This window comes from Lysinibacillus sp. FSL W8-0992 (assembly GCF_038008685.1).
Taxonomy (GTDB): domain Bacteria; phylum Bacillota; class Bacilli; order Bacillales_A; family Planococcaceae; genus Lysinibacillus.
Map to the genome: position 1 here is coordinate 3,810,669 of NZ_JBBOZQ010000001.1, position 20,671 is coordinate 3,831,339.

At 35.6% G+C, this 20,671-nt stretch carries 26 protein-coding genes and 1 riboswitch; of the genes, 5 read left to right on the forward strand and 21 right to left on the reverse strand.

Going from position 1 to position 20,671, the window contains the following annotated elements:
* Nucleotides 1-341 precede the first annotated feature (341 nt).
* Nucleotides 342-686, reverse strand: a complete 345-nt coding sequence (locus NSQ74_RS19120) for a winged helix-turn-helix transcriptional regulator (protein ID WP_340825448.1) — start codon at nucleotides 684-686, stop codon at nucleotides 342-344.
* A 136-nt stretch (nucleotides 687-822) separates the two neighbouring features.
* Between NSQ74_RS19120 and NSQ74_RS19125 the strand changes: the two genes are divergently transcribed.
* Nucleotides 823-1,449, forward strand: a complete 627-nt coding sequence (locus NSQ74_RS19125; RefSeq protein WP_340826505.1) for a nitroreductase family protein — start codon at nucleotides 823-825, stop codon at nucleotides 1,447-1,449.
* Nucleotides 1,450-1,703: 254 nt separating this feature from the next.
* On the opposite strand, the gene NSQ74_RS19130 is transcribed toward NSQ74_RS19125, so the two are convergent.
* The 8 genes from NSQ74_RS19130 to NSQ74_RS19165 all read right to left on the reverse strand — a co-directional run bounded on the left by NSQ74_RS19130 (nucleotide 1,704) and on the right by NSQ74_RS19165 (nucleotide 8,369).
* On the reverse strand, nucleotides 1,704-2,075 hold the full coding sequence (locus tag NSQ74_RS19130) for a hypothetical protein (protein ID WP_340825449.1): 372 nt from the start codon (nucleotides 2,073-2,075) through the stop codon (nucleotides 1,704-1,706).
* A gap of 29 nt (nucleotides 2,076-2,104) precedes the next feature.
* A complete protein-coding gene (locus NSQ74_RS19135) occupies nucleotides 2,105-2,539 on the reverse strand; it encodes a hypothetical protein (RefSeq protein ID WP_340825450.1) in 435 nt (144 codons plus the stop codon).
* A gap of 87 nt (nucleotides 2,540-2,626) precedes the next feature.
* Entirely contained in the window at nucleotides 2,627-3,976 is a 1,350-nt protein-coding gene (locus tag NSQ74_RS19140; RefSeq protein ID WP_340825451.1) for a sensor histidine kinase, read from the reverse strand.
* Complete coding sequence (locus NSQ74_RS19145) at nucleotides 3,973-4,680, reverse strand: LytR/AlgR family response regulator transcription factor (RefSeq protein ID WP_340825453.1); 708 nt, start codon at nucleotides 4,678-4,680, stop codon at nucleotides 3,973-3,975. The genes NSQ74_RS19140 and NSQ74_RS19145 overlap by 4 nt, the downstream gene beginning before the upstream one ends.
* A gap of 171 nt (nucleotides 4,681-4,851) precedes the next feature.
* Nucleotides 4,852-5,415, reverse strand: a complete 564-nt coding sequence (locus NSQ74_RS19150; protein WP_340825455.1) for a 5' nucleotidase, NT5C type — start codon at nucleotides 5,413-5,415, stop codon at nucleotides 4,852-4,854.
* A gap of 16 nt (nucleotides 5,416-5,431) precedes the next feature.
* Nucleotides 5,432-6,517: an FAD-dependent monooxygenase gene (locus tag NSQ74_RS19155; protein WP_340825456.1), complete on the reverse strand. Its 1,086-nt coding sequence runs from the start codon at nucleotides 6,515-6,517 to the stop codon at nucleotides 5,432-5,434.
* On the reverse strand, nucleotides 6,514-7,623 hold the full coding sequence (gene ribD / locus NSQ74_RS19160; RefSeq protein WP_340825457.1) for a bifunctional diaminohydroxyphosphoribosylaminopyrimidine deaminase/5-amino-6-(5-phosphoribosylamino)uracil reductase RibD: 1,110 nt from the start codon (nucleotides 7,621-7,623) through the stop codon (nucleotides 6,514-6,516). Before ribD ends, NSQ74_RS19155 begins: the two co-directional genes overlap by 4 nt.
* Nucleotides 7,624-7,643: 20 nt before the next feature.
* Nucleotides 7,644-8,369, reverse strand: a complete 726-nt coding sequence (locus NSQ74_RS19165; protein WP_340825460.1) for a GTP cyclohydrolase II — start codon at nucleotides 8,367-8,369, stop codon at nucleotides 7,644-7,646.
* A 272-nt stretch (nucleotides 8,370-8,641) separates the two neighbouring features.
* Between NSQ74_RS19165 and NSQ74_RS19170 the strand changes: the two genes are divergently transcribed.
* The 4 genes from NSQ74_RS19170 to NSQ74_RS19185 all read left to right on the forward strand — a co-directional run bounded on the left by NSQ74_RS19170 (nucleotide 8,642) and on the right by NSQ74_RS19185 (nucleotide 12,565).
* The gene (locus NSQ74_RS19170; RefSeq protein ID WP_401019088.1) at nucleotides 8,642-9,277 is read left to right on the forward strand and encodes a TrkA C-terminal domain-containing protein; all 636 of its coding nucleotides are present in this window, start codon (nucleotides 8,642-8,644) and stop codon (nucleotides 9,275-9,277) included.
* 276 nt (nucleotides 9,278-9,553) lie between these two features.
* The gene (locus NSQ74_RS19175) at nucleotides 9,554-10,753 is read left to right on the forward strand and encodes a quaternary amine ABC transporter ATP-binding protein (protein ID WP_340825463.1); all 1,200 of its coding nucleotides are present in this window, start codon (nucleotides 9,554-9,556) and stop codon (nucleotides 10,751-10,753) included.
* The gene (locus NSQ74_RS19180; protein WP_340825464.1) at nucleotides 10,746-11,600 is read left to right on the forward strand and encodes an ABC transporter permease; all 855 of its coding nucleotides are present in this window, start codon (nucleotides 10,746-10,748) and stop codon (nucleotides 11,598-11,600) included. Before NSQ74_RS19175 ends, NSQ74_RS19180 begins: the two co-directional genes overlap by 8 nt.
* A gap of 89 nt (nucleotides 11,601-11,689) precedes the next feature.
* Nucleotides 11,690-12,565 (forward strand): glycine betaine ABC transporter substrate-binding protein, encoded by an 876-nt coding sequence (locus tag NSQ74_RS19185; protein ID WP_340825465.1) that lies wholly within the window; start codon nucleotides 11,690-11,692, stop codon nucleotides 12,563-12,565.
* Between the two features lie 225 nt (nucleotides 12,566-12,790).
* On the opposite strand, the gene NSQ74_RS19190 is transcribed toward NSQ74_RS19185, so the two are convergent.
* The 12 genes from NSQ74_RS19190 to NSQ74_RS19245 form a co-directional block, all read right to left on the reverse strand.
* Nucleotides 12,791-13,105 carry a DMT family transporter gene (locus tag NSQ74_RS19190; RefSeq protein WP_340825466.1) on the reverse strand — a complete coding sequence of 105 codons (315 nt, stop codon included), beginning with the start codon at nucleotides 13,103-13,105 and terminating at the stop codon, nucleotides 12,791-12,793.
* Entirely contained in the window at nucleotides 13,105-13,446 is a 342-nt protein-coding gene (locus tag NSQ74_RS19195; protein ID WP_173478319.1) for a DMT family transporter, read from the reverse strand. Before NSQ74_RS19195 ends, NSQ74_RS19190 begins: the two co-directional genes overlap by 1 nt.
* A gap of 99 nt (nucleotides 13,447-13,545) precedes the next feature.
* Nucleotides 13,546-13,643, reverse strand: a riboswitch (guanidine-I (ykkC/yxkD leader).
* A 31-nt stretch (nucleotides 13,644-13,674) separates the two neighbouring features.
* Entirely contained in the window at nucleotides 13,675-14,820 is a 1,146-nt protein-coding gene (locus NSQ74_RS19200; protein WP_340825469.1) for a PstS family phosphate ABC transporter substrate-binding protein, read from the reverse strand.
* 194 nt (nucleotides 14,821-15,014) lie between these two features.
* On the reverse strand, nucleotides 15,015-15,455 hold the full coding sequence (locus NSQ74_RS19205; protein ID WP_340825471.1) for a cell wall hydrolase: 441 nt from the start codon (nucleotides 15,453-15,455) through the stop codon (nucleotides 15,015-15,017).
* Nucleotides 15,456-15,532: 77 nt separating this feature from the next.
* A complete protein-coding gene (locus NSQ74_RS19210; RefSeq protein WP_340825472.1) occupies nucleotides 15,533-16,321 on the reverse strand; it encodes a GNAT family N-acetyltransferase in 789 nt (262 codons plus the stop codon).
* 106 nt (nucleotides 16,322-16,427) lie between these two features.
* Nucleotides 16,428-16,610: a hypothetical protein gene (locus tag NSQ74_RS19215; protein WP_340825474.1), complete on the reverse strand. Its 183-nt coding sequence runs from the start codon at nucleotides 16,608-16,610 to the stop codon at nucleotides 16,428-16,430.
* 219 nt (nucleotides 16,611-16,829) lie between these two features.
* The gene (locus NSQ74_RS19220; RefSeq protein ID WP_340825475.1) at nucleotides 16,830-17,093 is read right to left on the reverse strand and encodes a DUF3953 domain-containing protein; all 264 of its coding nucleotides are present in this window, start codon (nucleotides 17,091-17,093) and stop codon (nucleotides 16,830-16,832) included.
* 389 nt (nucleotides 17,094-17,482) lie between these two features.
* On the reverse strand, nucleotides 17,483-17,800 hold the full coding sequence (locus NSQ74_RS19225) for a hypothetical protein (protein WP_340825476.1): 318 nt from the start codon (nucleotides 17,798-17,800) through the stop codon (nucleotides 17,483-17,485).
* Nucleotides 17,801-17,899: 99 nt separating this feature from the next.
* Nucleotides 17,900-18,553, reverse strand: a complete 654-nt coding sequence (locus NSQ74_RS19230) for a hypothetical protein (RefSeq protein ID WP_340825477.1) — start codon at nucleotides 18,551-18,553, stop codon at nucleotides 17,900-17,902.
* A gap of 193 nt (nucleotides 18,554-18,746) precedes the next feature.
* On the reverse strand, nucleotides 18,747-19,508 hold the full coding sequence (locus NSQ74_RS19235) for a DUF4085 family protein (RefSeq protein WP_340825478.1): 762 nt from the start codon (nucleotides 19,506-19,508) through the stop codon (nucleotides 18,747-18,749).
* A 59-nt stretch (nucleotides 19,509-19,567) separates the two neighbouring features.
* Nucleotides 19,568-20,197 (reverse strand): class I SAM-dependent methyltransferase, encoded by a 630-nt coding sequence (locus NSQ74_RS19240; protein WP_340825480.1) that lies wholly within the window; start codon nucleotides 20,195-20,197, stop codon nucleotides 19,568-19,570.
* 143 nt (nucleotides 20,198-20,340) lie between these two features.
* Nucleotides 20,341-20,667 carry a hypothetical protein gene (locus tag NSQ74_RS19245; protein ID WP_340825481.1) on the reverse strand — a complete coding sequence of 109 codons (327 nt, stop codon included), beginning with the start codon at nucleotides 20,665-20,667 and terminating at the stop codon, nucleotides 20,341-20,343.
* Nucleotides 20,668-20,671 lie beyond the last annotated feature (4 nt).

Sequence of the window (20,671 nt, forward strand, 5' to 3'; positions counted from 1 at the left end):
TGGATTTACTGCATTCATCAGGATTGGTGAACAGATGCAATGTATTTCCAAAAGATGTTCATAAACAACCAGAATGCCACGCATGTTGAAATTGAAGAGGAAAAAATAACGATGCCATCTAACGACGGATATTATATGAAATCAATGCTTTATGGAACAACGGAAAGGAATTATTTGTATTGTATATGAATGTAGAATAATTAGGATCATCTAAATTACAAAGCAACCTACCTTGGACTTCAATTGCTTTAAGTAAGATGTATAGGAAAACTCAAATAATTTCTATAAAAGAAGACAAAATACCTTAAGAGTGTCACCCTCTTAAGGTATTTTGTCTTTTTTTATGTTGACTCTTTCGTAGTTTGTTCAAAATCACATAAATCAATCCATTTTTGAATAGACAGGATGACTTCCTGAAACGCTAAGCCGTTCGGTGTTAACGCATATTCTACTTTTTTTATCGATGAATCAATATATTTTTTCTCGATTAGTCCTGCTTGAACAAGCTCATTTAGACGTTCTGTTAGCAAACGATCAGAAATGCCAGGGATAGTGGCATGTATTTCATGATACCTTTTTGGACCAGGCAATAACGTATAGATGATCATGCCCATCCAACGTTTTCCTATAAATTCAATTGCCTGATGGTAGCTACTACATATATGTGAACAATTAGATTTAGTCATATAATAACCTCCCATTTTTAAATTCCGTATTTCTATTGTAACACACAAAATTTTTTATTTGACGTATAAACTTACTAATGGTAAGATTCTAATTATCAACTTACCATTAGTAAGTTTTAAGGAGGACATTATGTCAATAACAAATAACAAAGCGAATCTATATACAATTATGGAGGATCGAAAATCAGTGCGTGTTTATGATCCTACTTTTAAAATACCTCAAGCAGAGCTTGAAGAAATCATTCAAGAAGCAACAAGTGCACCGTCATCTAGCAATCTACAAGCATGGAGATTTCTTGTTATTCAAGATGAAGCAGTGAAAACAGAGCTTCGTGCTATTGCCAATAACCAAGAACAAGTTGAAACATCATCAGCAGTTATTGCGGTGTTAGGAAATGCCGAAATGTATCAACAAGTTGAACAAATTTATACACAAAATGTCGCAGAAGGTCATATGGGTGATGCACAGAAGGATTTAATGATTGCGAATACCCTACGCACTTACCCATCTGCCCCATTAGAAGTACGAAAAAATATTGCTACATTTGATGCAGGTCTTATTTCAATGCAACTTATGCTTATCGCCAAAGAAAAAGGCTATGATACTGTGACAATGGGTGGTTTTGATAAAGTGAAATTTGCTGAACGATTTGAATTACCAGAGCATATTTTCCCTGTAGTCCTTATTGCTATCGGTAAAGGTGCTGCACCTGCTTATGGCTCGTCTCGTTTACCGTTAAAAGATATTGCTCGTTTTATTTAAACAAACGAAGAGGCTGAGACAGAACTAGCTTATATTAAGAAAAAGAGAAATCGATGACATCCGATTTCTCTTTTTCTTTGGTATCCTATATCCTTGTAAACGTCCAAGTATCTCCAAAAATTTTCTGGTAGTAATGCAAAACCTATTTCGTTTCAACCTTTGATTCTCCACAAACAGGAAAATAGAAACGTAAATTAGCCCTTAAAAAACTTAAAACTGGTTTCTTATTTTATTGAGGCTGATTTCCAGCCTCCCTATAATTGAGAACGAAGAAATTCGAATTTATGCATTGCAGCGCTTCGTCTGACATCCACTTGCTCGTTTAATTTCGCGAGATTATTAAATGTATGAAATTTGCTTGTAGAATTGGCTTTAAACATACCGTCTGCTGAGTAGTTATATGGATTCGCTGGCTCATTTACACCGTAAAATGGATTATAAGGATTAGCCGTAAGTGAAGAAAGCGAGGCAGCTTTTGTATAAGTTTCTGATTTTTGCGGGTCGTACTTTTTTACGATTGCCTCCACATCTGACTTTTGTTGTTCAGATAATTGGATTTTTGGATTGGATAATACGGATTGTGCATATTTAGAAACAGTTGCGCCATGGTTTGATGTAATATACATAGAATACATTCCTTTCGTAAATAATGAATTTAAAATTTGCTACTAATTTCATTTAATTTACTATAAATATTATAGAAGTTAGCATTGTTACTTGACTTATTTTTTGGGTAATAAAAGTTACTTAGATAATTTGATGAATTAAATGTACTCATAGTAAACCCATTTGTTAAATTATCTAAAGGGTTAGAGGAAGTTCCTAAAAAACTATTATTGATACCTGACATTAATAAATCACTAAAGCCTGCACTATTCATACTAGCAGCCCCAATTAATTTCCACATTTGACTGTTTTGCATAGTCAGAGCATCTGTTTTAGCCGCTTCTTTAGTGAAATGTTGCGTCGTCTCATTTAAAACTTCTTGGAAAGTCTTTTTTTGTTGCGCAGACAAATTTAATTTTGGATTACTTACGACTTTCGCTAAATAACTTTGGATAGGTAAATAACTATTAGTATAGATGGACATACAATCACCTCGTATTAAAATCTTACTTTTTATTTCGACGCAACTAGTCTGAAATGTTTAAATGTGTCATGAAAAACGTTTTACGTGTCATGAATGAAAATGTAGCAAAACATGTAGTTCAAACACTTGATGGTCTGTATTGATTTGAATGTCCCCATTATATTTTTTGGCGATATCTTGTATAATTTGAAGACCAAGCCCACCCCGATAGTTGTTTTCATTCACAAAAGCGGGTATAGGGTTTTTAATTGTTAAAATATACGTACATTTATGCTGTATCGAATGAATACTAATCGAAGCACTAGGGCGATCTTTTGTAGCAGTCAGTGCGTTGTCTAGTGCGTTATGAAGAATAATACACAAATCATATACATCGCAATGTACATAGCTTGGATACGTGAACGTAGACTCAATCGCAACAGATTGTGCCTGCGCTTTTTTTATTTTTTCTTGAATTAATAAGTCAACAATCGCATGACCAGTAACAGATTGCGTCACTTTTGAATCCATCTGCTGTTGCATGCTGTTTAAATAAATACTAGCTTCTGTTAATTGTTTCGTTTCAATAAGCCTCTCTACTGTGGCCGAATGGTTTTTTACATCATGTTTTAACAGTTGCATGTCTTTGTATAGGGCATCGATACTTTGAAGATGGGCTTGTAGCTGCTGGGATTGATTTACAAGTACTAGCTGCTTTTGCTGTTGTACACGTTGTAAGTCCAGTTTTTGCACTAAAATAAGCACACCAAACATTGCTGCTATTGTGATGCAATTATGGACTCCCCAATATTTTAAAAACTGATCAATAACGTCTGGGTCGATTGGGTCGCCTATGACCTGATGATATTTGTTCATCATAAAATAGCTCGACATTCCAATAAGTGGTGGAAGAATAAGTAGTAAAATTTCCCGATTTTCAAACATACGTGGATGCATATGTATACATTTTTCGTAAAAATGAATGACACACCATAAACCAATGATGTATAAAGCAAGTAGCACAAGCATCATCCAAATTGTATAGCTAAAGTACCCTATTGTTACATCGAGCAGGTCGGGAATAATCCATTTTTCTACTAAGTAAAGCGATAGATCACTAATTGGGCGGTACAAAATAATGACAATCGTTGGTGCCATCCACCGTATTGAAAAATAAGTAATGACAATGAAGAACTTTAAATAGACAGAGTTATTTTTTAGTGGTAGTAATAATAAAAAAGCAGTTAATGATGCAAATAAATAGACGCCAAAATTTGAAATGTCACCAATATACCATTCTAGTACTATAACCGTGATAAAATAGCCGATTGAAATAATTAGTAAATACGAATGCTGAATAAAAATTCGACAAAAACGGTAGAAAAAATAGGCGGTACAAAATTGCATAGACCAATTAAATATATTGTTTACCATTTCAAAGTAACTATAACTAATCATGTATGTATATATCCTTTTTGCTGTATGTAATCTATGTAAATTTGAATAAACTGTGTATATTTCTTTTGCGAAAGTGTTAATATAGTTCCATTATCTAGTATAATTTGTTGCTTAGTATAGCTTGTAATATAGTCGAGGTTGACTAAATAAGAGCGATTGATTCGGAAAAAGCTGTTACCGAGATTTTCTTCATACTGTTTGAGTCGCCCTATAAATGTGTATGAGCTATTTTCTTTATGCACTGTAAGTTTACGACCGAATACTTCAATGTAGTAGATTTCGTGGTAAAAAACTTTATTTAAATCAAAGCCCGATTTAATAACAAGATATGGGGAATCAATAGTCTGACTAGAACGGTTTTCAAGTGCTGTATGTAATACCTCGTATAATTTTTTCGTGTCAAATGGTTTCAATAAATAATGAAATGCTTGAACATCAAATGCTTGGAAAACATATTGTTCAAAGGCAGTTACAAAAATAATTGGGTTTAGCTGCTGGCGAGCTCTTAATTTTTCAGCTACGGTTATACCTTTGATATCAGGCATTTCGATATCTAAAAATAATACATCAAAAGAACCGACTTGATTTAATAATTCAAGCCCATTTTGGAATTGTTTAATTTGGGCGTTAGGATAACGTAGTTTAATTTTAGATGCAATCGCATTCGTTATTGCTTTTTCGTCATCGCATATCCAAATATTCAAAGAAATCACCTCTCTTGTTCGAAAGTCTATCATTAATATGTGGAAAGTCAAACGGGCCCAGGCTACATCCAAAGAAAGCACCCGCTGAGACGAACGTTAACGTGAACCGCAAAAAAGTGTTAGATTGATCGTAGTCAATCTAACACTTTTCTTCGTTTGTCCAAGCACATTTCAGTCATTGATTATGCTTAAAAACTCATGCCAATGATGCAATCGCGGCAATGCTACAAGCTGATTATACGATTGATTTTTTAGTATTACTTTCGTTTTAATATCTTTTAGCGTTTCTAACACTGCCGGTTTATCATCAACGTAAACATCTAAATCAAGTTCTTTAATAATAGCAACTTTCTCCACATCCTGCATACCACAATAGAAATGACCCTCTTCTATAGGGAAACCTTGCGCTTTCATCCATTGTTGCGTTTGTTGACAATATTGTTTTGGACGTGACGTAATATAATAAATTTCATGTCCTTGCTGATGTAATGCTTGCAATGTTTCAAGGGCAGCTTCGAAAATTGGACAATCCGTAAAATAGATTTCATCCAATGAACTGTTCCACATTGCTGAGCCCTCTGCATCTGTTAATCCAAAGGGCTCATGAATCTCTACTCTTTGCAAAGCTTGAAAGGTTTCGTCTGCTATATTTTTGCCTAGCTTTTTATTATAAAGCAAAAAGGCATGTGCACGTAAATCGATCAACGTATCATCTATATCAAAGCCAAATTTCATCTATATTTTCTTCCTTTCAAGATGCCTGGTCTATAAAGTGAAAGGCAAAAGTTTGTTCTTTTTCAATTTGCTGCGCCAATACTTCTTCAATGGCCTGTTCTCGCAGTTGCTGAAAATCTCTCACATTAAATTGTTGAATAGTGTCCTTATTGAGTAATGACGCAAGACAATCAGCATCCTTTAGCGCGCTATTTAAGCCGAATGCGCCAGTAGGTGTCATCGTATGAACGGCATCGCCTAAAAGGACAAGTCCTTGTGTCCCCCAACAGTCACAATGACTACTAAACACATCAAGTAAGACAAAATCTTGCCATGAACGAATATGGTGAGTAACGGTTTCCTCTAATTCAGGAAAAGCTTTTATAAGCTGGCTAATAAACGGAGTAATTGCCTGTTTTCTAAGCTGCGGAAAATCACCCTGTTTAATATTCCAACCAATTTGAATATTGCCCCCTGTCTGTGAAAAAAGCGACAATTGCATATCATCAATGAGCGCCATTTTAATTGCCGGCTCCCAACCTTGTGGTGCAGGAATTTTTGCCCATAGTAAATCAAAACCATGCTTATGCTTTTGAATAGCAATATGTGCTCGCTTGCGAATTGTAGAATATCGGCCATCTGCTCCTATTATAAGCTGGCTCTTAATTTCAATCGTTTCTTCGTCCTTTGTCGCGATAACGCCGACATATCGTCCTGAAGAATCTGTCTTTAGTGTTGTCACCTTTGTATTTAGGAAACACTTAAAATTTTGGAAGTGAACTGTATGTTGGAGTATTCCTTTAAGCAAATGTGCTTGAGGAACGTGAATACCTAAATGTCCTACAGAAGCATCTGGGAATATTGTTTTAAACGCTTCGCCCTTCGCATAATATTCTAGTTTTTCCATTCGTAATAAACCGAGCGCTTCTATCGCTTCAAAAAGATGATGATTTTTGAGAACCGTCTCGCCCTCTTCATTTAAATATTCACCGCGAAAAGCCTGCCCAAGTGCGGAGCTTTGCTCTAGCAGTATCACGGACAGACCCTTTTTCGCTAGCAAATGCGCAAGAAGTGCACCACTTGGTCCAGCCCCTACTATACATACATCTGCATGAAAATTCACTTACCTTCACCTTTTTTCGGATAAGCAATAATGCGTAAATCTTGCCCCACCTTATCGAAAGAAGCAAATTCTACATCCCACGCTTCATCCATTGTTGCTGCATTATAGCCCGCAATTGGCGTTAAAGATAAACTTCCACCTAAAACCTTAGGCGCTACGTAAATAACGTATTTATCGATGGCAGCATTTTGTAAAAATGAAGCATTAATTGCACTTCCACCCTCGACTAAAATATCAGTAATTCCAAGTACATAAAGCTTTTCTAACATATCATCAATATGAAGACCTTCATTACTTTTTCGAACAGGTAGAACAGTGACACCTTTAGCCTCTAAAATGTCGATTTGCTCTTGCATAACATCCTCACTGCATACAATAATCGTTTTCGCTTCTTCTACATTTAGAACATTGGCATGTGCAGGTGTGCGAAGAGAGCTATCCATAATGATGCGTATTGGATTTTTGCCGTGGCGATCGTTTAGTCTCGTTGTTAAAGATGGATTATCAGCAATCACTGTTCCAACGCCGACTAATATTGCATCTACTTCGTGACGAATATGGTGGACATCCTCTCGAGCTTCTGCACCAGTTACCCATTTAGAATGCCCCGTATGTGCTGCGATTTTCCCATCTAATGTCATAGCGTATTTTGAGATAATAAAAGGTCGTTTTGTTATCATATTGTGTATGAAGCGTTCGTTTAAACGTCGTGATTTTTCTTCTAACACACCTACCTCAACCTCAATACCTGCATCACGCAATAATTGAATACCATTACCTGCTACAGCTGGATTAGGATCTTGCATCGCTACTACAACGCGGCTCACTTCTGATTCCTTGACTAAATTAGCACAAGGGGGCGTTTTACCGTAATGTGAACATGGCTCTAGCGTTACATAAAGAGTAGCACCTTTTGCATGCTCTCCTGCCATACGAAAGGCATGCACTTCCGCATGCGGTTCCCCCGCTTTTCGATGTAAGCCCGTGCCTACGATAACACCATCTTTTACAATAACAGCTCCTACAAGAGGATTGGGGTTCGTATTCCCTCTTGCACTCGCTGCCAAATCTAATGCTAACTGCATGTATTTTTCATCTGTCGTCATCTTTGTACCCTCCACTTACTTCACTTCCGAATATGACCAGATTTTTCTACCTTAGTATCTAAATAAAAGCGATTTGTCTCAGTCAAACCTCCCCATAACGGGATATGTCCATCCGCTGCTAAACCGTGCATCTGTAAAGCAGATAGCTTCTTCGGATTGTTTGTAATCAATGTAACAGGCTTCGAACGAAGAGCCGTTAAAACTGTAACCGCTTCTTCATACGAACGCGTGTCATCTTGGAAGCCAAGTGCAAGGTTTGCTTCTACAGTATCTAAACCTTCTTCCTGTAATAAATAAGCAAGAGATTTAGAAAATAGACCGATGCCACGTCCTTCATGATCGGCTAAATAGAAAATCGCTCCGCACCCATGATCGACAATCATTTTCATAGATTCATGTAATTGATAACCACAGTCACAGCGTTGGCTACCAAATATATCGCCAGTATGGCAAATGCTATGCATGCGGATTAAAGCATTTTCTTCATGGGCGAAATCACCGTAAACTAGTACGGATGATTGCTGAGAAAATGCTAAATTTGCCGTTGCTAGCCCATCCATTATTTCTTCTTTTGACAAATTGCCATCAACCTTTAACCAGTTATACCATTGAAAAGTCGCTGAAAATTCACCTTGCTTAATAGGTAACTTTACTGGACCTACTAGACAAATATTTTCTGTCTCAGAATGCTTTACAATTGTCATTTTGTCTTTCACTATATCCACTACTTTAGTAGTAATTGTCATATTTATCGCCAACTTTCTATTCTAAACATTTAGTTGAATTTGCTAATTAAACGCTTCTACTTACATAACTTACTTAACGTAACTTAGTTTATAATAATAACTGAAAACTGTCAATCAACAGCCCTTTTTTTTTAAAATATCATATCTTATTAAAAAGCTGTTAAATGATGCTTAAATCATATACTAATAGCTTATGGAGGTGCTATTTTTTCTGTGCAGGCTAGTCTATAATAAGCGGAGGTAGGTTTGTTATGACGAAAGGAAGTTTAAGCATGAACTTAGAAAAAAATGTTCAAGTAAGGCAGCCAAAATACCAGCAAATTGCGGTGGATCTTGCCTCAAAAATTGTAGAAAAAAAATATCAAATTGGTGATAAAATTTACGCAAGATCTTCATTAGCTAGCCAATACAATGTATCGGCTGAAACAGCAAGAAGAGCGATCGCAGTTTTGCAAGATTTAGAAATTGTGGAAGCTTCTAAAGGTAGTGGTGTCATCATTAAATCGTATGAAATGGCGGCACGCTTTGTCCGACAATTCCAAGATGTCCAATCCGTTCATGAGCTACAAAATGAGCTTTTAATAAGTATTCAAAAGCAACAACATGAATTGTTGCATTTACAGGAAAAAACGAAACAACTTATTAGTCGAACGGAACATTTCCGCTCGGTCAATCCCTTTATTCCATATCAAATTGAAATGACTGCTGAAAGTCCTTGTATTCATCAAACTTTGCAAGCATTAAATTTTTGGCAAAATACGTCTAGCACAATAGTCGGTATTCGCCGTGGAAATGAATTATTACTTTCACCTGGACCGTATGCTTCATTTGAAGAAGGAGATATTATTTATTTTATTGGCAATGACGAAAGTTTAGGCCGCGTACAGAGTTTTTTATATCCAAATTAAAATCCGCATAAGCGCTGATATAACAGCGTTTATGCGGTTTTTTTCTTATTTAGTGATTTGACAAAAGTAACAACCTTTTGTTAGTGTTAAGTTGTTACTTGTTTATTTTTGGTTATCATTATCCTCAAATAGTGTAATGAAAACGAAACAATTGTCATATGGATTTTCTTAATTCGTTTGATAGTTCGTTTTATAAAAGTAACATCTTCCCTACTATTTGAGATTGATATCTCACTGCTTATACAAGTGGGATTAGCGCACGAAAGGAGTGGTTCTATGGAAAAAATAAAAGTAGAACATGTTTCTAAAGTATTTGGTAAACATATTCCCCAAGCTTTAGAACTCGTCAAACAACAAAAAAGCAAGACAGATATTTTAAAAGAAACAGGTGCAACAGTTGGTGTATATGATGCCAGCTTTACTGTAAATGAAGGGGAAATTTTCGTTATCATGGGCTTATCAGGTAGCGGTAAATCAACGCTGATTAGACTGTTAAATCGACTTATCGAACCTACAAGCGGCAATATTTTTATCGATGGAGAAAATATTTCTAAAATGGGGAAAGAAAGCTTACGAACCGCACGACGAAGCAAAATGAGTATGGTTTTTCAAAACTTCGGTTTATTCCCTCACCGTACACTTCTACAAAATACCGAATACGGCCTTGAAGTTAGAGGCATTTCAAAAGAAGAGCGCAAAGCAAAAGCGGAACAAGCTCTTGCAAATGCAGGCTTACTTGCCTATAAAGATCAATATCCAAACCAACTATCAGGCGGGATGCAGCAACGTGTAGGCTTAGCACGTGCACTCGCAAACGACCCAGAGATTTTATTAATGGATGAAGCATTTTCCGCTCTCGATCCTTTGATTCGTAAAGAAATGCAAGATGAATTACTAGATTTACAACGAACATTGAAAAAAACAATTTTATTTATCACGCATGATTTAAATGAGGCGCTTCGCATAGGTGATCGTATTGCCATAATGAAAGATGGTTCCATTATTCAAATCGGGACTGGTGAAGAAATTTTAACGAATCCAGCAAATGATTACGTAAAAACGTTCGTTGAAGATGTCGATCGCTCTAAAGTATTAACAGCTGAAAACGTGATGGTTCGACCTGTCTATGTCAATGTCGATCTTGATGGACCTACAGTAGCGCTGAAAAGAATGCGCCAAGAAACTGTTAGTTTACTGATAGCAGTTGATAAAAATCGACACTTGAAAGGCTTTATTACCGCAGATGACGCACTAGCGGCTGCTAAAAAACAGGAACAAACGGTACATTCGATTGTTCAATCCGAGATGATAACCGTTCCACCAGATATGCTTTTACAGGATATTTTAGGTTTGATTCATAATTCCCCTACTCCTATTGCAGTTGTTAAAGATGAACGCTTACTTGGTGTTCTTATCCGAGGTGTTGTTATCGAAGCACTTTCAACATTCACTGAGGAGGAAGTAACACATGAATAATTTTTTAGACAAAATTCCAACCTTACCACTTGCCCCATGGGTAGAGTCAGCTATGGACTGGTTGACGAGTAATTTTTCAGCATTCTTTGATGTGATTCAAAAATACGGAAAACTACTCATGAACCAGGTCACTGATTTATTAATTGGCATTCCCGCTATTATTCTCATTTTACTTGTCGTTATTTTAGCGTTTTTCGCTGTAGGCAAAAAATTTGGGCTCGCAAGCTTTACACTAATAGGCCTTTTATTTATTTATAACCAAGGCTTATGGGAACATCTCATGGAAACCACAACGCTTGTTTTATTTTCTAGTATCATTTCTATCATCATTGGTATACCACTTGGTATTTTAATGTCCAAGTCAAGCGTTGCCGAAAATATTATTAAACCGATTCTTGATTTCATGCAAACGATGCCTGGCTTCGTTTACTTAATTCCGGCAGTTGCCTTTTTCGGAATTGGCATTGTGCCAGGTGTATTTGCATCCGTTATTTTTGCCTTACCTCCTACTGTACGTATGACAAATCTAGGGATTCGACAAGTACCAAAAGAATTAGTGGAAGCTGCGGATTCATACGGCAGTACTGCAGGGCAAAAGTTGTTTAAGGTGGAAATTCCGCTTGCTAAATCAACAATTATGGCCGGCATTAACCAAACCGTTATGCTATCACTTTCAATGGTAGTTATCGCTTCTATGATTGGAGCACCAGGACTTGGTCGTGAAGTATTAACAGCATTGCAACGTACACAAGTAGGGAATGGTTTCGTTGCAGGTTTAGGACTCGTGATTTTCGCGATTATTATCGATCGCTTAACTCAAAGCTTTAATAGAAAGAAAGAGCTGTAATAGAGCATATGGGCAAATACACATAGCGCACTACAGACGTTTTGTGTTTTGCTAGAATGCTAAATATTGAGGAAAGAAAGGAAGATTCGATGAAACTGAAAACATTATCAAAATTAGGGATGGCTTTAGGGCTTGGCTTTATGCTAGCTGCATGTGGTGAGAGCGATTCGACTAAGAATGAGGATTCGAAAGATGTAAATTTAGCCTACGTTGAGTGGGATACAGAAATCGCTTCGACTAACGTTGTCGGTCAAGTTTTAGAAGACTTAGGGTATGACGTTACATTAACACCACTAGATAACGCAATTATGTGGGAAGCTGTTTCAAAAGGTGAAGCTGATGGTATGGTCGCTGCTTGGCTTCCACATACACATGGAACACAATACGAAAAATATAAAAAAGATTTAGACGAGCTAGGTGAAAACCTTGCTGGTGCAAAAATTGGCTTAGTTGTCCCAAGCTATATGGATGTAAATTCAATTGAAGATTTAACAAATGAAGCAGATCATACAATTACAGGAATTGAGCCTGGTGCCGGCATTACAGCGGCAACTGAAAAAGCACAAGAGGAATATGATAACCTTGCAGATTGGAATCTATTAACTTCATCTTCAGGTGCTATGACAACTGCGCTTTCAAAAGCAATTAAAAATAAAGAAGAAATTATCGTTACTGGCTGGTCTCCACACTGGAAATTCGCAAAATATGATTTGAAATATTTAGATGATCCAAAAGGTGTTTATGGTGGCGAAGAAACGATTAATACATTTGTTCGTAAAGGATTAAAAGAAGATCAACCAGACGTATATTCAGTTTTAGATAATTTCCACTGGACATCAGAAGATTTAGAAGCTGTTATGCTAGACATTTTAAATGGTGATGATCCTAAAGATGCAGCAAAAGAATGGATTAAAAATAATCCAGATAAAGTTGCTGAATGGACGAAAGATGTAAAAGAACAATAAGCAAAATTGTTTTTGTGCCTGGCACTTAGTATGGGCGCCTAGCTAAATATAAGTTTTCTATTTAGTAAAAATCCACTTCGCTTTCTGCTGACACGATGTAAGCTGCAACCCTCGCTAGCGCGTGGTATGTTGCGACTTACATTTCGTGTATTCCCGCAGGAGGCTTCGTGGATTTTTACTTAGTTATACATAAAATAATTTTCAGAATTGTTTGAGTGCCTGTCACTATGATAACAATTTCAAGCAGATGGCGGCTCCTAAAACTAGGGCAATACAAACGATTCGTCGCCAATCTTTAGATTCGTTGAAAAAGAACATACCTAACAACGCTCCCCCTGCTGCCCCAATACCTGTCCAAATGGCATAAGCTGTCCCCATAGGTAATGTTTCCATTGCAAAGGCAAGCCCTAAAAAACTAACCGTAAAAGCCACAATCATTAATACTAAATTTTTTACCGATTTTACATCATTGTATTTACTAATCATAAAAACACCCATCATTTCACAGATTCCAGCGATAACTAATGCTACCCATGCCATTATGCTTTCACCTCTTTATCCTTCGGTTCACCTGTTACAAGCTTCAAACCTACAACACCAGCGAGCAACACGACAATACATAATATTTTAGCTAGCTTCCATGGTTCTCCAAACAGCAAGCTGTCTGCGCATACCGTACCGGCAGTTCCTAGTCCTACGAATACTGCATAGACCGTCCCTACAGGTAAATGCTCTCCAGCCTTAATTAATAAATAAAAGCTAATAAAAATGGCAATAGCTGTTCCAAGCCATTCTAGTATGCTTGTTGCATGCTTTAAGCCAATTACCCAGCCTACCTCAAAAAAAGCTGCAACAAGGACACTGATCCATTGTTTGTTCATTTGTATTCCTCCATTTCGTTATAGATATGAGACACAAAACAGCTTCAAAGTATTGAAGGCAAATTAAAAAAGCCTAAAGAAACACTGTTATTCAACAGTATCTCCCAGGCTTTTATCCTTCCGTGTCACAAAATACATTTTGTGGTTTTCTCTCGGACCAGACTAGCTATCGCTACGGAACCCTAGAAAACTATCATATCTAATTGTCATTTTAGTATAGCAAATAATTTAAAAACTTTCCACTGGTACATAGCCAACCTTTTCAACTAATGCCTGCCCTTCTGGCGACACAATCCATTCAATAAACTGCTTAACATTTTGGTTTTTTGCCCCAGTAGTCACTGCATAAAATTCCGACGTTAGTGGATATGTACCATTTCGAATATTTTCCTTCGTCGGCGCTATACCATCAATGGACAGTAATTGAATTTCTTTATTGCCGACCATTTCTGTCGAGTAATACCTAAACGTAAAACCAATTGCATTTTTATAATTGCGATATTGAGATACCTCATGGATAATACCGCCCATTCCAGATGCTACATCTTCTGCTGGAGCCTCCATTATAGTTTTATCACCCATCATTTTTTCTAATGTCGTCTGACTCCCACTATCAGCTGGTCGTTGGAATGCACGAATAGAATCATTGGCACCTCCAACTTCACGCCAGTTTGTTATTTCTCCAGCGTAAATTTGTTTGATTTGTTCAAGGGATAAATTTTCAACAATATTTTTATGATGGACAAAAAAGACAAATGCTTCTCGCCCTATCGGTGTCATATCAAATGTCAGCCCATTGATCTCCGCTGATTTAATTTGTGACTCAGATGGCGCCGCAGCAAATATGACATCAACATCACCTGAAATTAAATTTTGATAAGCCTCAGGCGTTCGACTTACCTTAACCTCACTATCATAATACGGGTAGTCCTTTTTTGGATATGTCGCTTCCACAAAAGCTGCATATAATGGATACATTGCCGTTGCGCCATCTAAGCGTGGAAGTGGTTCCGCCAATTGTAATGTTGCTTTTTTATCGTTCTTCACGACCTTATTCTGCTCTACGAATGGTTCATAGTTATACTCATTGATTTCTGCATCGACAGTAGCCATACTCATTTTATAATGATACTTAATTGGTGCAACGGAAGCGAAAATAACAGCAACACCAATAATTGTCGAAAATAATACTTTCCGCTGCTTCGTCTTAAACCATTCAAAAATTAGACATGTAAAGAGTAAAAAGAAGCTAATCGATAGTACGAAAAGAAGATTCAAATAATGAATAGCACCATTTAATAAAAAAGTAAAAGCAATTATTCCAGTAAAAAATAACACACCCATAAACACGAATATGGTTTGCAAAACTCTCATTGCCTTGTCCTCCTCCTTCCTCGAAAGTGTAAAATTACACTATTTATATTTACCATATAAGATTTCAGAGAAAAAGGCAACAAAATTTTGGTAATTAATGTTGTACTCTTCAACGATGAAATAGCAAAAATGCACGAGCGTAATTTACAACAAAAAAAGGAGCTTGCAAAAGCTCCTCAATCCGAAATTATTATCTATCCAGTGTAAACCCCTTCACATGTATCCGGAGCAGGTTCATAGAAACAATGATTTTTAAATTGACCAGTGAATGGTTGGCCATACCACGTTGGAGGGCACGGAGCATATGGATTAAAGTACCAGAGGGCAAATTTCGCTGGGTGCTGCCTCCAATAATCCAAATTCTGTTTCGCTAATCTTTTCTCAGTTTCCCTAGCTCGTTGATAAAACATATTCCCTTTTTGAACCGCTTCAAAAGAATAATTTCCGCCCTGTACCTGATAAATAACATCGTCAATTGATCTTAAATCTTTAAAATCTAAACAATTTGATACTAGGCGATTAACAATGACATTTCCAACATACAACATCCCTTGTTTTCCTTCACCTTCAGCTTCTGCTCTCATCATCCTCGCCATTAAAGCGACATCTGCATCACGGTATTTTGCTCTTGGCAATTTAATCACCCCACGATTATTGTATGACAAGAAGGCGAAAATTGTGTCACTGTTAATTAAGAAGAATGCTTTTTAGCTTACCGTTGGACATTTTGGCTATTTTTAAAATAGATGCTATATTTCCTCGCATTTGTAAAACCTAATTTACTACCTAAATTAATGGAAGCACTATTATCAACATCACAATCCCAGCGTGGTTGAATTGTTTCAGCTAGGCAATAATCTATAAACTGTTCAGCTACAATACCCGCTAACCCTTTTCCCCTATAATTCAAGTCGGTCACGATATCTATTTCTGCATATTTTGAAGATTTAAAAATTGAAACGCATTCACTAATTATCTTCCCTCTATCCTTCACACAAAATCCAATTCCATTTTGAATGAAATTATCCGTAGAATCCCAATATTCATCGTAGTATTTTTTATCAAACTCCAAACAATGCTGAATATCCAATGGGTCTATTTTTGCTACATCATACTTGCAATTATCGATTCTTCTTCTACTTTTATATTTCATTGCATCAAAAGAATAAGCATACCTTTGAATTTTCCCTACATGCTTATTAAGGCATTTTTCAATTGCCTGATCCCAAGAAGAATTGCCAGAAAATAATGTAAAACGTTTCGCTTGATTTACAGATGCCTCAAAAAATTTAATAAGGTTCTGTATTAATAGCTCATCTATTGTATGCCCTGTAATATAGTACAATCCTGAATCGGTTTGAATAAGCAATGATTCGTAATCGGCACAATCTGCATAAACAGTTCCTTCTATAGTAGAATCCAACACACTAAATACAAACGTTGGTGCGTCTTCAAGTTTGTTCTTTATTAAACTATAATGCTCTTTTGGTACTAGAATCATTTTGCTATAACTCCTTAATGTATATTTCAAAATACGCAAATACATTTTTTCATAAGATATTTTATTAAATTAATAAACACGATTAAATTCGAAGGTAAATTGTCCATTAATATAGCGTTAATACGAATAAAAGAATCGATAATGTAAAGCAAATACTCCATAACGAACCAAGTATTTTTTGATTTTTAATATTTCTATTTTGTTTTAGTTTTTCTAATAACTGAACTAAATTCATAAACCATAAAAAAGAAAATAACAGCGGTAAAAAAATAAAAAATAAAAAATCCATTGCCTTTCCTCCATCAAACTATTAAAAGTTTCTTTAATTAATAGTTTTCTTTTTTATTCTTTTCCATACAAAGAATAAAATAATCACAACAACTAAAACTCCGATAATACCACACATAAATGGATCAATAACGAAAAAATAGCTATCATGTAACTGATATTGCTCACTCGCTAAATGCATTAAACCATTCCTTTGCTCTCTGTTATAGCAAATCCTCAATCAAACGTTATTAATTAAAATGCCTTGAATGGCAACGAATAAGATGAATAATGCCGTACATAGAAAGAAGCCACCCCATAATAAATTCTTCGTTCTTTTATATTCTCGTAACCCTATTATTAGGAACATGACACCCATCAATGCGAACATCAATGGGAATAAGTGATAATTTTCCGTAACCTTGACGTAAATACTAATTACCATAACAAGGATTGCAAAAAATAGTTGCATGAACATCAAAATATCAAACTTTTTTTCTTTCATTTTTTACCTCCCACTTTACTTCCTTCCTCAATATCATTTCATTTTTTACTTTAGTTGGTATTATATTTAGCGAACTTAAAAATTTCGTCCACAAAGGTGAAAAACTCAATTTATCCATTAGCAATATTGCTGACGTCTCAGAGGAATCCGATGCTAGTATAGAAGAGACGACTGCTTCAACAGAAGAAACAGCTAGTCAATTGACGTTGAGATGTGTACTGAAATCCATTTCCAGTACACATCTTTTTTTGTTCATTAGGAAGTATCGGCGATTCTGGCTGTTTTATCGGCGATTTCTCATGACTTACCGGCGATTCACACGGTTTTATCGGCGATTTCTCGTGACTTACCGGCGATTCACACGGTTTTACCGGCGATTCCCCATTCCGTTATTGACCCCAAGGCTGTTCGCCATATCTTTTAAGTGCTACAACTTCACCATCATTATTTTTCAATCGATTATAAACATACTTAATTTTGTATTCGTTGTATTTTTCTAATTCGAGTTTATCGTAATTCTTCTTCGATAAAGACAACTCGCGATTATCAATTAACAAATAATGTTCGCCATTTCTTTCTATAATGCTTTGCTCATCAAGTTGATAGGTGCTTTCGATTTGTACATCATTCATAGTGTAAAAACCCACTACAATCAGTCCTACAAAGATGACTAAGAAAAAGATTGTGAATATTTTACTTCTACTCATGTGCATCCACCCCCCATTAACTTTTGTAGTTAATACTTTTACGATTCAACACATGATTAAGTTTCATAAAATAACCAACTATTTACAATTAAAATTGACCTATAGAGTTCGTTTTTTCTCGCCGTCAATTAAATTAACATGAACATTAAATGATGTTCCACTGTCAATATGTTTAGGAACGCCTGATAAATCAAGTAATTCCTTTAAATGAATTGATTTTTCTTGATTTGCTTCGATTGTTATACTATATGGGCCAGCTTCATTCATAAGTGACTCCATTCGTACTCCATCTTCCATGAAATAGGAATCTAAAAATTCTAATTCAAATGACACTGCTTTATTGCTTTTATTATGTAATACAAGGTTACATTCCCCTGTTATTATGTCTTCACTCACATTTTCAAAATGACACTTGCCATTCCCATCGTATGAAATTGCCATAATGCCACTCGCTAATGTTTCTTGGTAAGTCATAATGAGGAACTTCGGTAAAATTGTATATATTATTACGACTATTATTATAGTTCGGAAATGATATTTCTTCATACCTATAACAAGTAAAATAATAGCAATTAGAAACATAGCAGAACCTATAATTCCAAGCATAATATATCCATCTTGATTGCGAGTAGGAAACGACATGAATGTAGAATAAGCCTCTAACATTACATTGTTAGGAAACGGAAAAGATAAGTACATGCATATACCTAAAATAACAATTGAACAAATAAGTGCGACTTTATTTCTTATCATTTTATCCCCTCCTTTTAAGACGTCTTTTGAAAACTAACGATTTTATCACGAGAAACAATCGCTCTCTTTTACTTTTATTTATTTCTAATTGTCCCCTGCACTATCAGCGATTTCCTTTAGACTGAAACATCATCCTTGTTTAATAAAAGAAGATAAGGGCTCTTCTCTGGATCAGAGTAAAGCCCTCATCGAATTATTCATGATTTTTGTTACTTTTAAAGGAAACTTGATCCGCACATATAATAAAGTCAATTAACCCCATTTCGCTATTTTGAAGCAGGACGTGGAACTCGTAATTGTCATTTACTTTATATACTTCGTTATACAACCACCATGAATCTTCCAACAAACCATCTTGTTTTATGATTTGATAATTTTCAAAGGTGACTTCCTCTATATCTGTAAAACCACCTGTATTATCAAGGTGTAATGTTAATGACCTGTCATGCTGCACAGATTTTATAATCGTACAATCATGAAACCCAAAGTTTTCAACTATATCTTTTTCAAATGAACTTGAAGCTTCTTTGAAATACTTTCTATATTCGGCACTTGTGGCGGTAACTGACCTTTCATTTTCCTCAGAAAATTTAGTTACCGCGTTTATAACTGTACGAGTTGCTTTATATAAAGCAAAAACTCGTATATCAGCTATCTGATTTAAAATTGTTTCTGGTAATTCGTTTTTTAAACGATGTTGATTATAGATGAAACCATCATGAAATTGTTCTATTGCCTGATGTCTATTAAAAGGTTCATATTCGTTATTATCATCGCTAGTTTCCAATATAGAAGAAATTTCTTCTTGTAAATCAAGCCAGCTGTTTAACTCATTATTGTAGAGTTGTTGAAAATATTCTTCCGAAAACGTTTCGGCTTGTTTGTCTTCCTCTATATTCAAATGAAAACTTGTTTTTTGACACAGTTCATACCATTCTTTAGTAAAATATTTCATAGAATCTCGCCTCTCTATCTGATGAAATACGGGCAGCGATTTACAATTTTCTAATGTACTTATAATTCTTTCTCACATTTTATCATTATAAAATTTATAGGAGGTTTATTTTCCGCATGTTTGCTTGGCTCGTCAATTTCTGTAAACTCGACTAGCCCATATTGTTCAAATTCTTGTTTTATGGAGTCTGCATCATAAAAAAACATGTTAACGCCTTCCATTACCTCAAAATAGTCTTTAGCTAATTGTTTGCCCTTTCCAAACATAGGGGCTTTTTGTGAAACTGTTGTAAAAATCATATACCCATTTGGCTTTAGCTGATTATAGCAATCTTTAATAAACTTCTCACGCTCATGTTTATTCAATAGATGGATAAGGGCATAGCAAAATATACCGTCATAAAGTTTATTATCAAAAGGCATAGCAGTTACTGAACCGTGGAAAATATTAATATCAAGCCCATTTTGTCTTGCCAAGTCAATCGCTGTTTGTGAAATCTCGATGCCGGTTACATCGATTCCATTGTCAGTAAAAACCTTTGCATTTCTACCGTATCCAATACCTGGTATCAATATATCTTTAACATTTCTCTCAAGGAAAAAATCCTTTACTACGATTGCTGAGTCTGTCGGCTCAAATCCCCACATTGTTTGTTTTTCTATAAAGCTTGTTTCCCAAAATTCCGTCATATCGTATCTCCTAGCTAGTTTAATTTAGTAAAATTAAGTTTCTCTCAGCAATCACATTAATTCAACTAATTAGCTTTGCTTTACCGTAATCGCTATTGTTCCCCATTCTTTTTCTTGTTCAGGAGAGTAAATTTCATATGTATTCAATAAGATACATTCTTCTTTTTATTTTTGATTAGATAAACAGCCCACCAAACAAATAAATAAAAGAATCCTACAATTACATAAATAGGCCAGTTGAAGCCTTGTTGTAACTGCGTAATAAAATGTTCAAACTCATCCACCCCTTTTTCTCTCCCAATGCTATTGATTATACTAATTATCGGAATAGTCATAGCAAAAATTATCGTAATAATCGATACAATCACTAATTTCTTTTTTACTATACTCAATATTGCAACACCCAATGTTGCTAGTATAAATGTGTAATAAATAATCCAAACCCAATTAGGAAGAGTCTCCCAATACATTTTC

Bases quoted from the DNA above. Each gene is read 5' to 3' on its own strand.
- NSQ74_RS19120 (WP_340825448.1), bottom strand. From the start codon at position 686: ATGACTAAATCTAATTGTTCACATATATGTAGTAGCTACCATCAGGCA.
- NSQ74_RS19130 (WP_340825449.1), bottom strand. From the start codon at position 2,075: ATGTATATTACATCAAACCATGGCGCAACTGTTTCTAAATATGCACAA.
- NSQ74_RS19135 (WP_340825450.1), bottom strand. From the start codon at position 2,539: ATGTCCATCTATACTAATAGTTATTTACCTATCCAAAGTTATTTAGCG.
- NSQ74_RS19140 (WP_340825451.1), bottom strand. From the start codon at position 3,976: ATGATTAGTTATAGTTACTTTGAAATGGTAAACAATATATTTAATTGG.
- NSQ74_RS19150 (WP_340825455.1), bottom strand. From the start codon at position 5,415: ATGAAATTTGGCTTTGATATAGATGATACGTTGATCGATTTACGTGCA.
- ribD (WP_340825457.1), bottom strand. From the start codon at position 7,623: ATGACGACAGATGAAAAATACATGCAGTTAGCATTAGATTTGGCAGCG.
- NSQ74_RS19165 (WP_340825460.1), bottom strand. From the start codon at position 8,369: ATGACAATTACTACTAAAGTAGTGGATATAGTGAAAGACAAAATGACA.
- NSQ74_RS19170 (WP_401019088.1), top strand. From the start codon at position 8,642: ATGAACTTAGAAAAAAATGTTCAAGTAAGGCAGCCAAAATACCAGCAA.
- NSQ74_RS19175 (WP_340825463.1), top strand. From the start codon at position 9,554: ATGGAAAAAATAAAAGTAGAACATGTTTCTAAAGTATTTGGTAAACAT.
- NSQ74_RS19180 (WP_340825464.1), top strand. From the start codon at position 10,746: ATGAATAATTTTTTAGACAAAATTCCAACCTTACCACTTGCCCCATGG.
- NSQ74_RS19185 (WP_340825465.1), top strand. From the start codon at position 11,690: ATGAAACTGAAAACATTATCAAAATTAGGGATGGCTTTAGGGCTTGGC.
- NSQ74_RS19190 (WP_340825466.1), bottom strand. From the start codon at position 13,105: ATGGCATGGGTAGCATTAGTTATCGCTGGAATCTGTGAAATGATGGGT.
- NSQ74_RS19195 (WP_173478319.1), bottom strand. From the start codon at position 13,446: ATGAACAAACAATGGATCAGTGTCCTTGTTGCAGCTTTTTTTGAGGTA.
- NSQ74_RS19200 (WP_340825469.1), bottom strand. From the start codon at position 14,820: ATGAGAGTTTTGCAAACCATATTCGTGTTTATGGGTGTGTTATTTTTT.
- NSQ74_RS19210 (WP_340825472.1), bottom strand. From the start codon at position 16,321: ATGATTCTAGTACCAAAAGAGCATTATAGTTTAATAAAGAACAAACTT.
- NSQ74_RS19215 (WP_340825474.1), bottom strand. From the start codon at position 16,610: ATGGATTTTTTATTTTTTATTTTTTTACCGCTGTTATTTTCTTTTTTA.
- NSQ74_RS19220 (WP_340825475.1), bottom strand. From the start codon at position 17,093: ATGAAAGAAAAAAAGTTTGATATTTTGATGTTCATGCAACTATTTTTT.
- NSQ74_RS19225 (WP_340825476.1), bottom strand. From the start codon at position 17,800: ATGAGTAGAAGTAAAATATTCACAATCTTTTTCTTAGTCATCTTTGTA.
- NSQ74_RS19230 (WP_340825477.1), bottom strand. From the start codon at position 18,553: ATGATAAGAAATAAAGTCGCACTTATTTGTTCAATTGTTATTTTAGGT.
- NSQ74_RS19235 (WP_340825478.1), bottom strand. From the start codon at position 19,508: ATGAAATATTTTACTAAAGAATGGTATGAACTGTGTCAAAAAACAAGT.
- NSQ74_RS19240 (WP_340825480.1), bottom strand. From the start codon at position 20,197: ATGACGGAATTTTGGGAAACAAGCTTTATAGAAAAACAAACAATGTGG.
- NSQ74_RS19245 (WP_340825481.1), bottom strand. From the start codon at position 20,667: ATGTATTGGGAGACTCTTCCTAATTGGGTTTGGATTATTTATTACACA.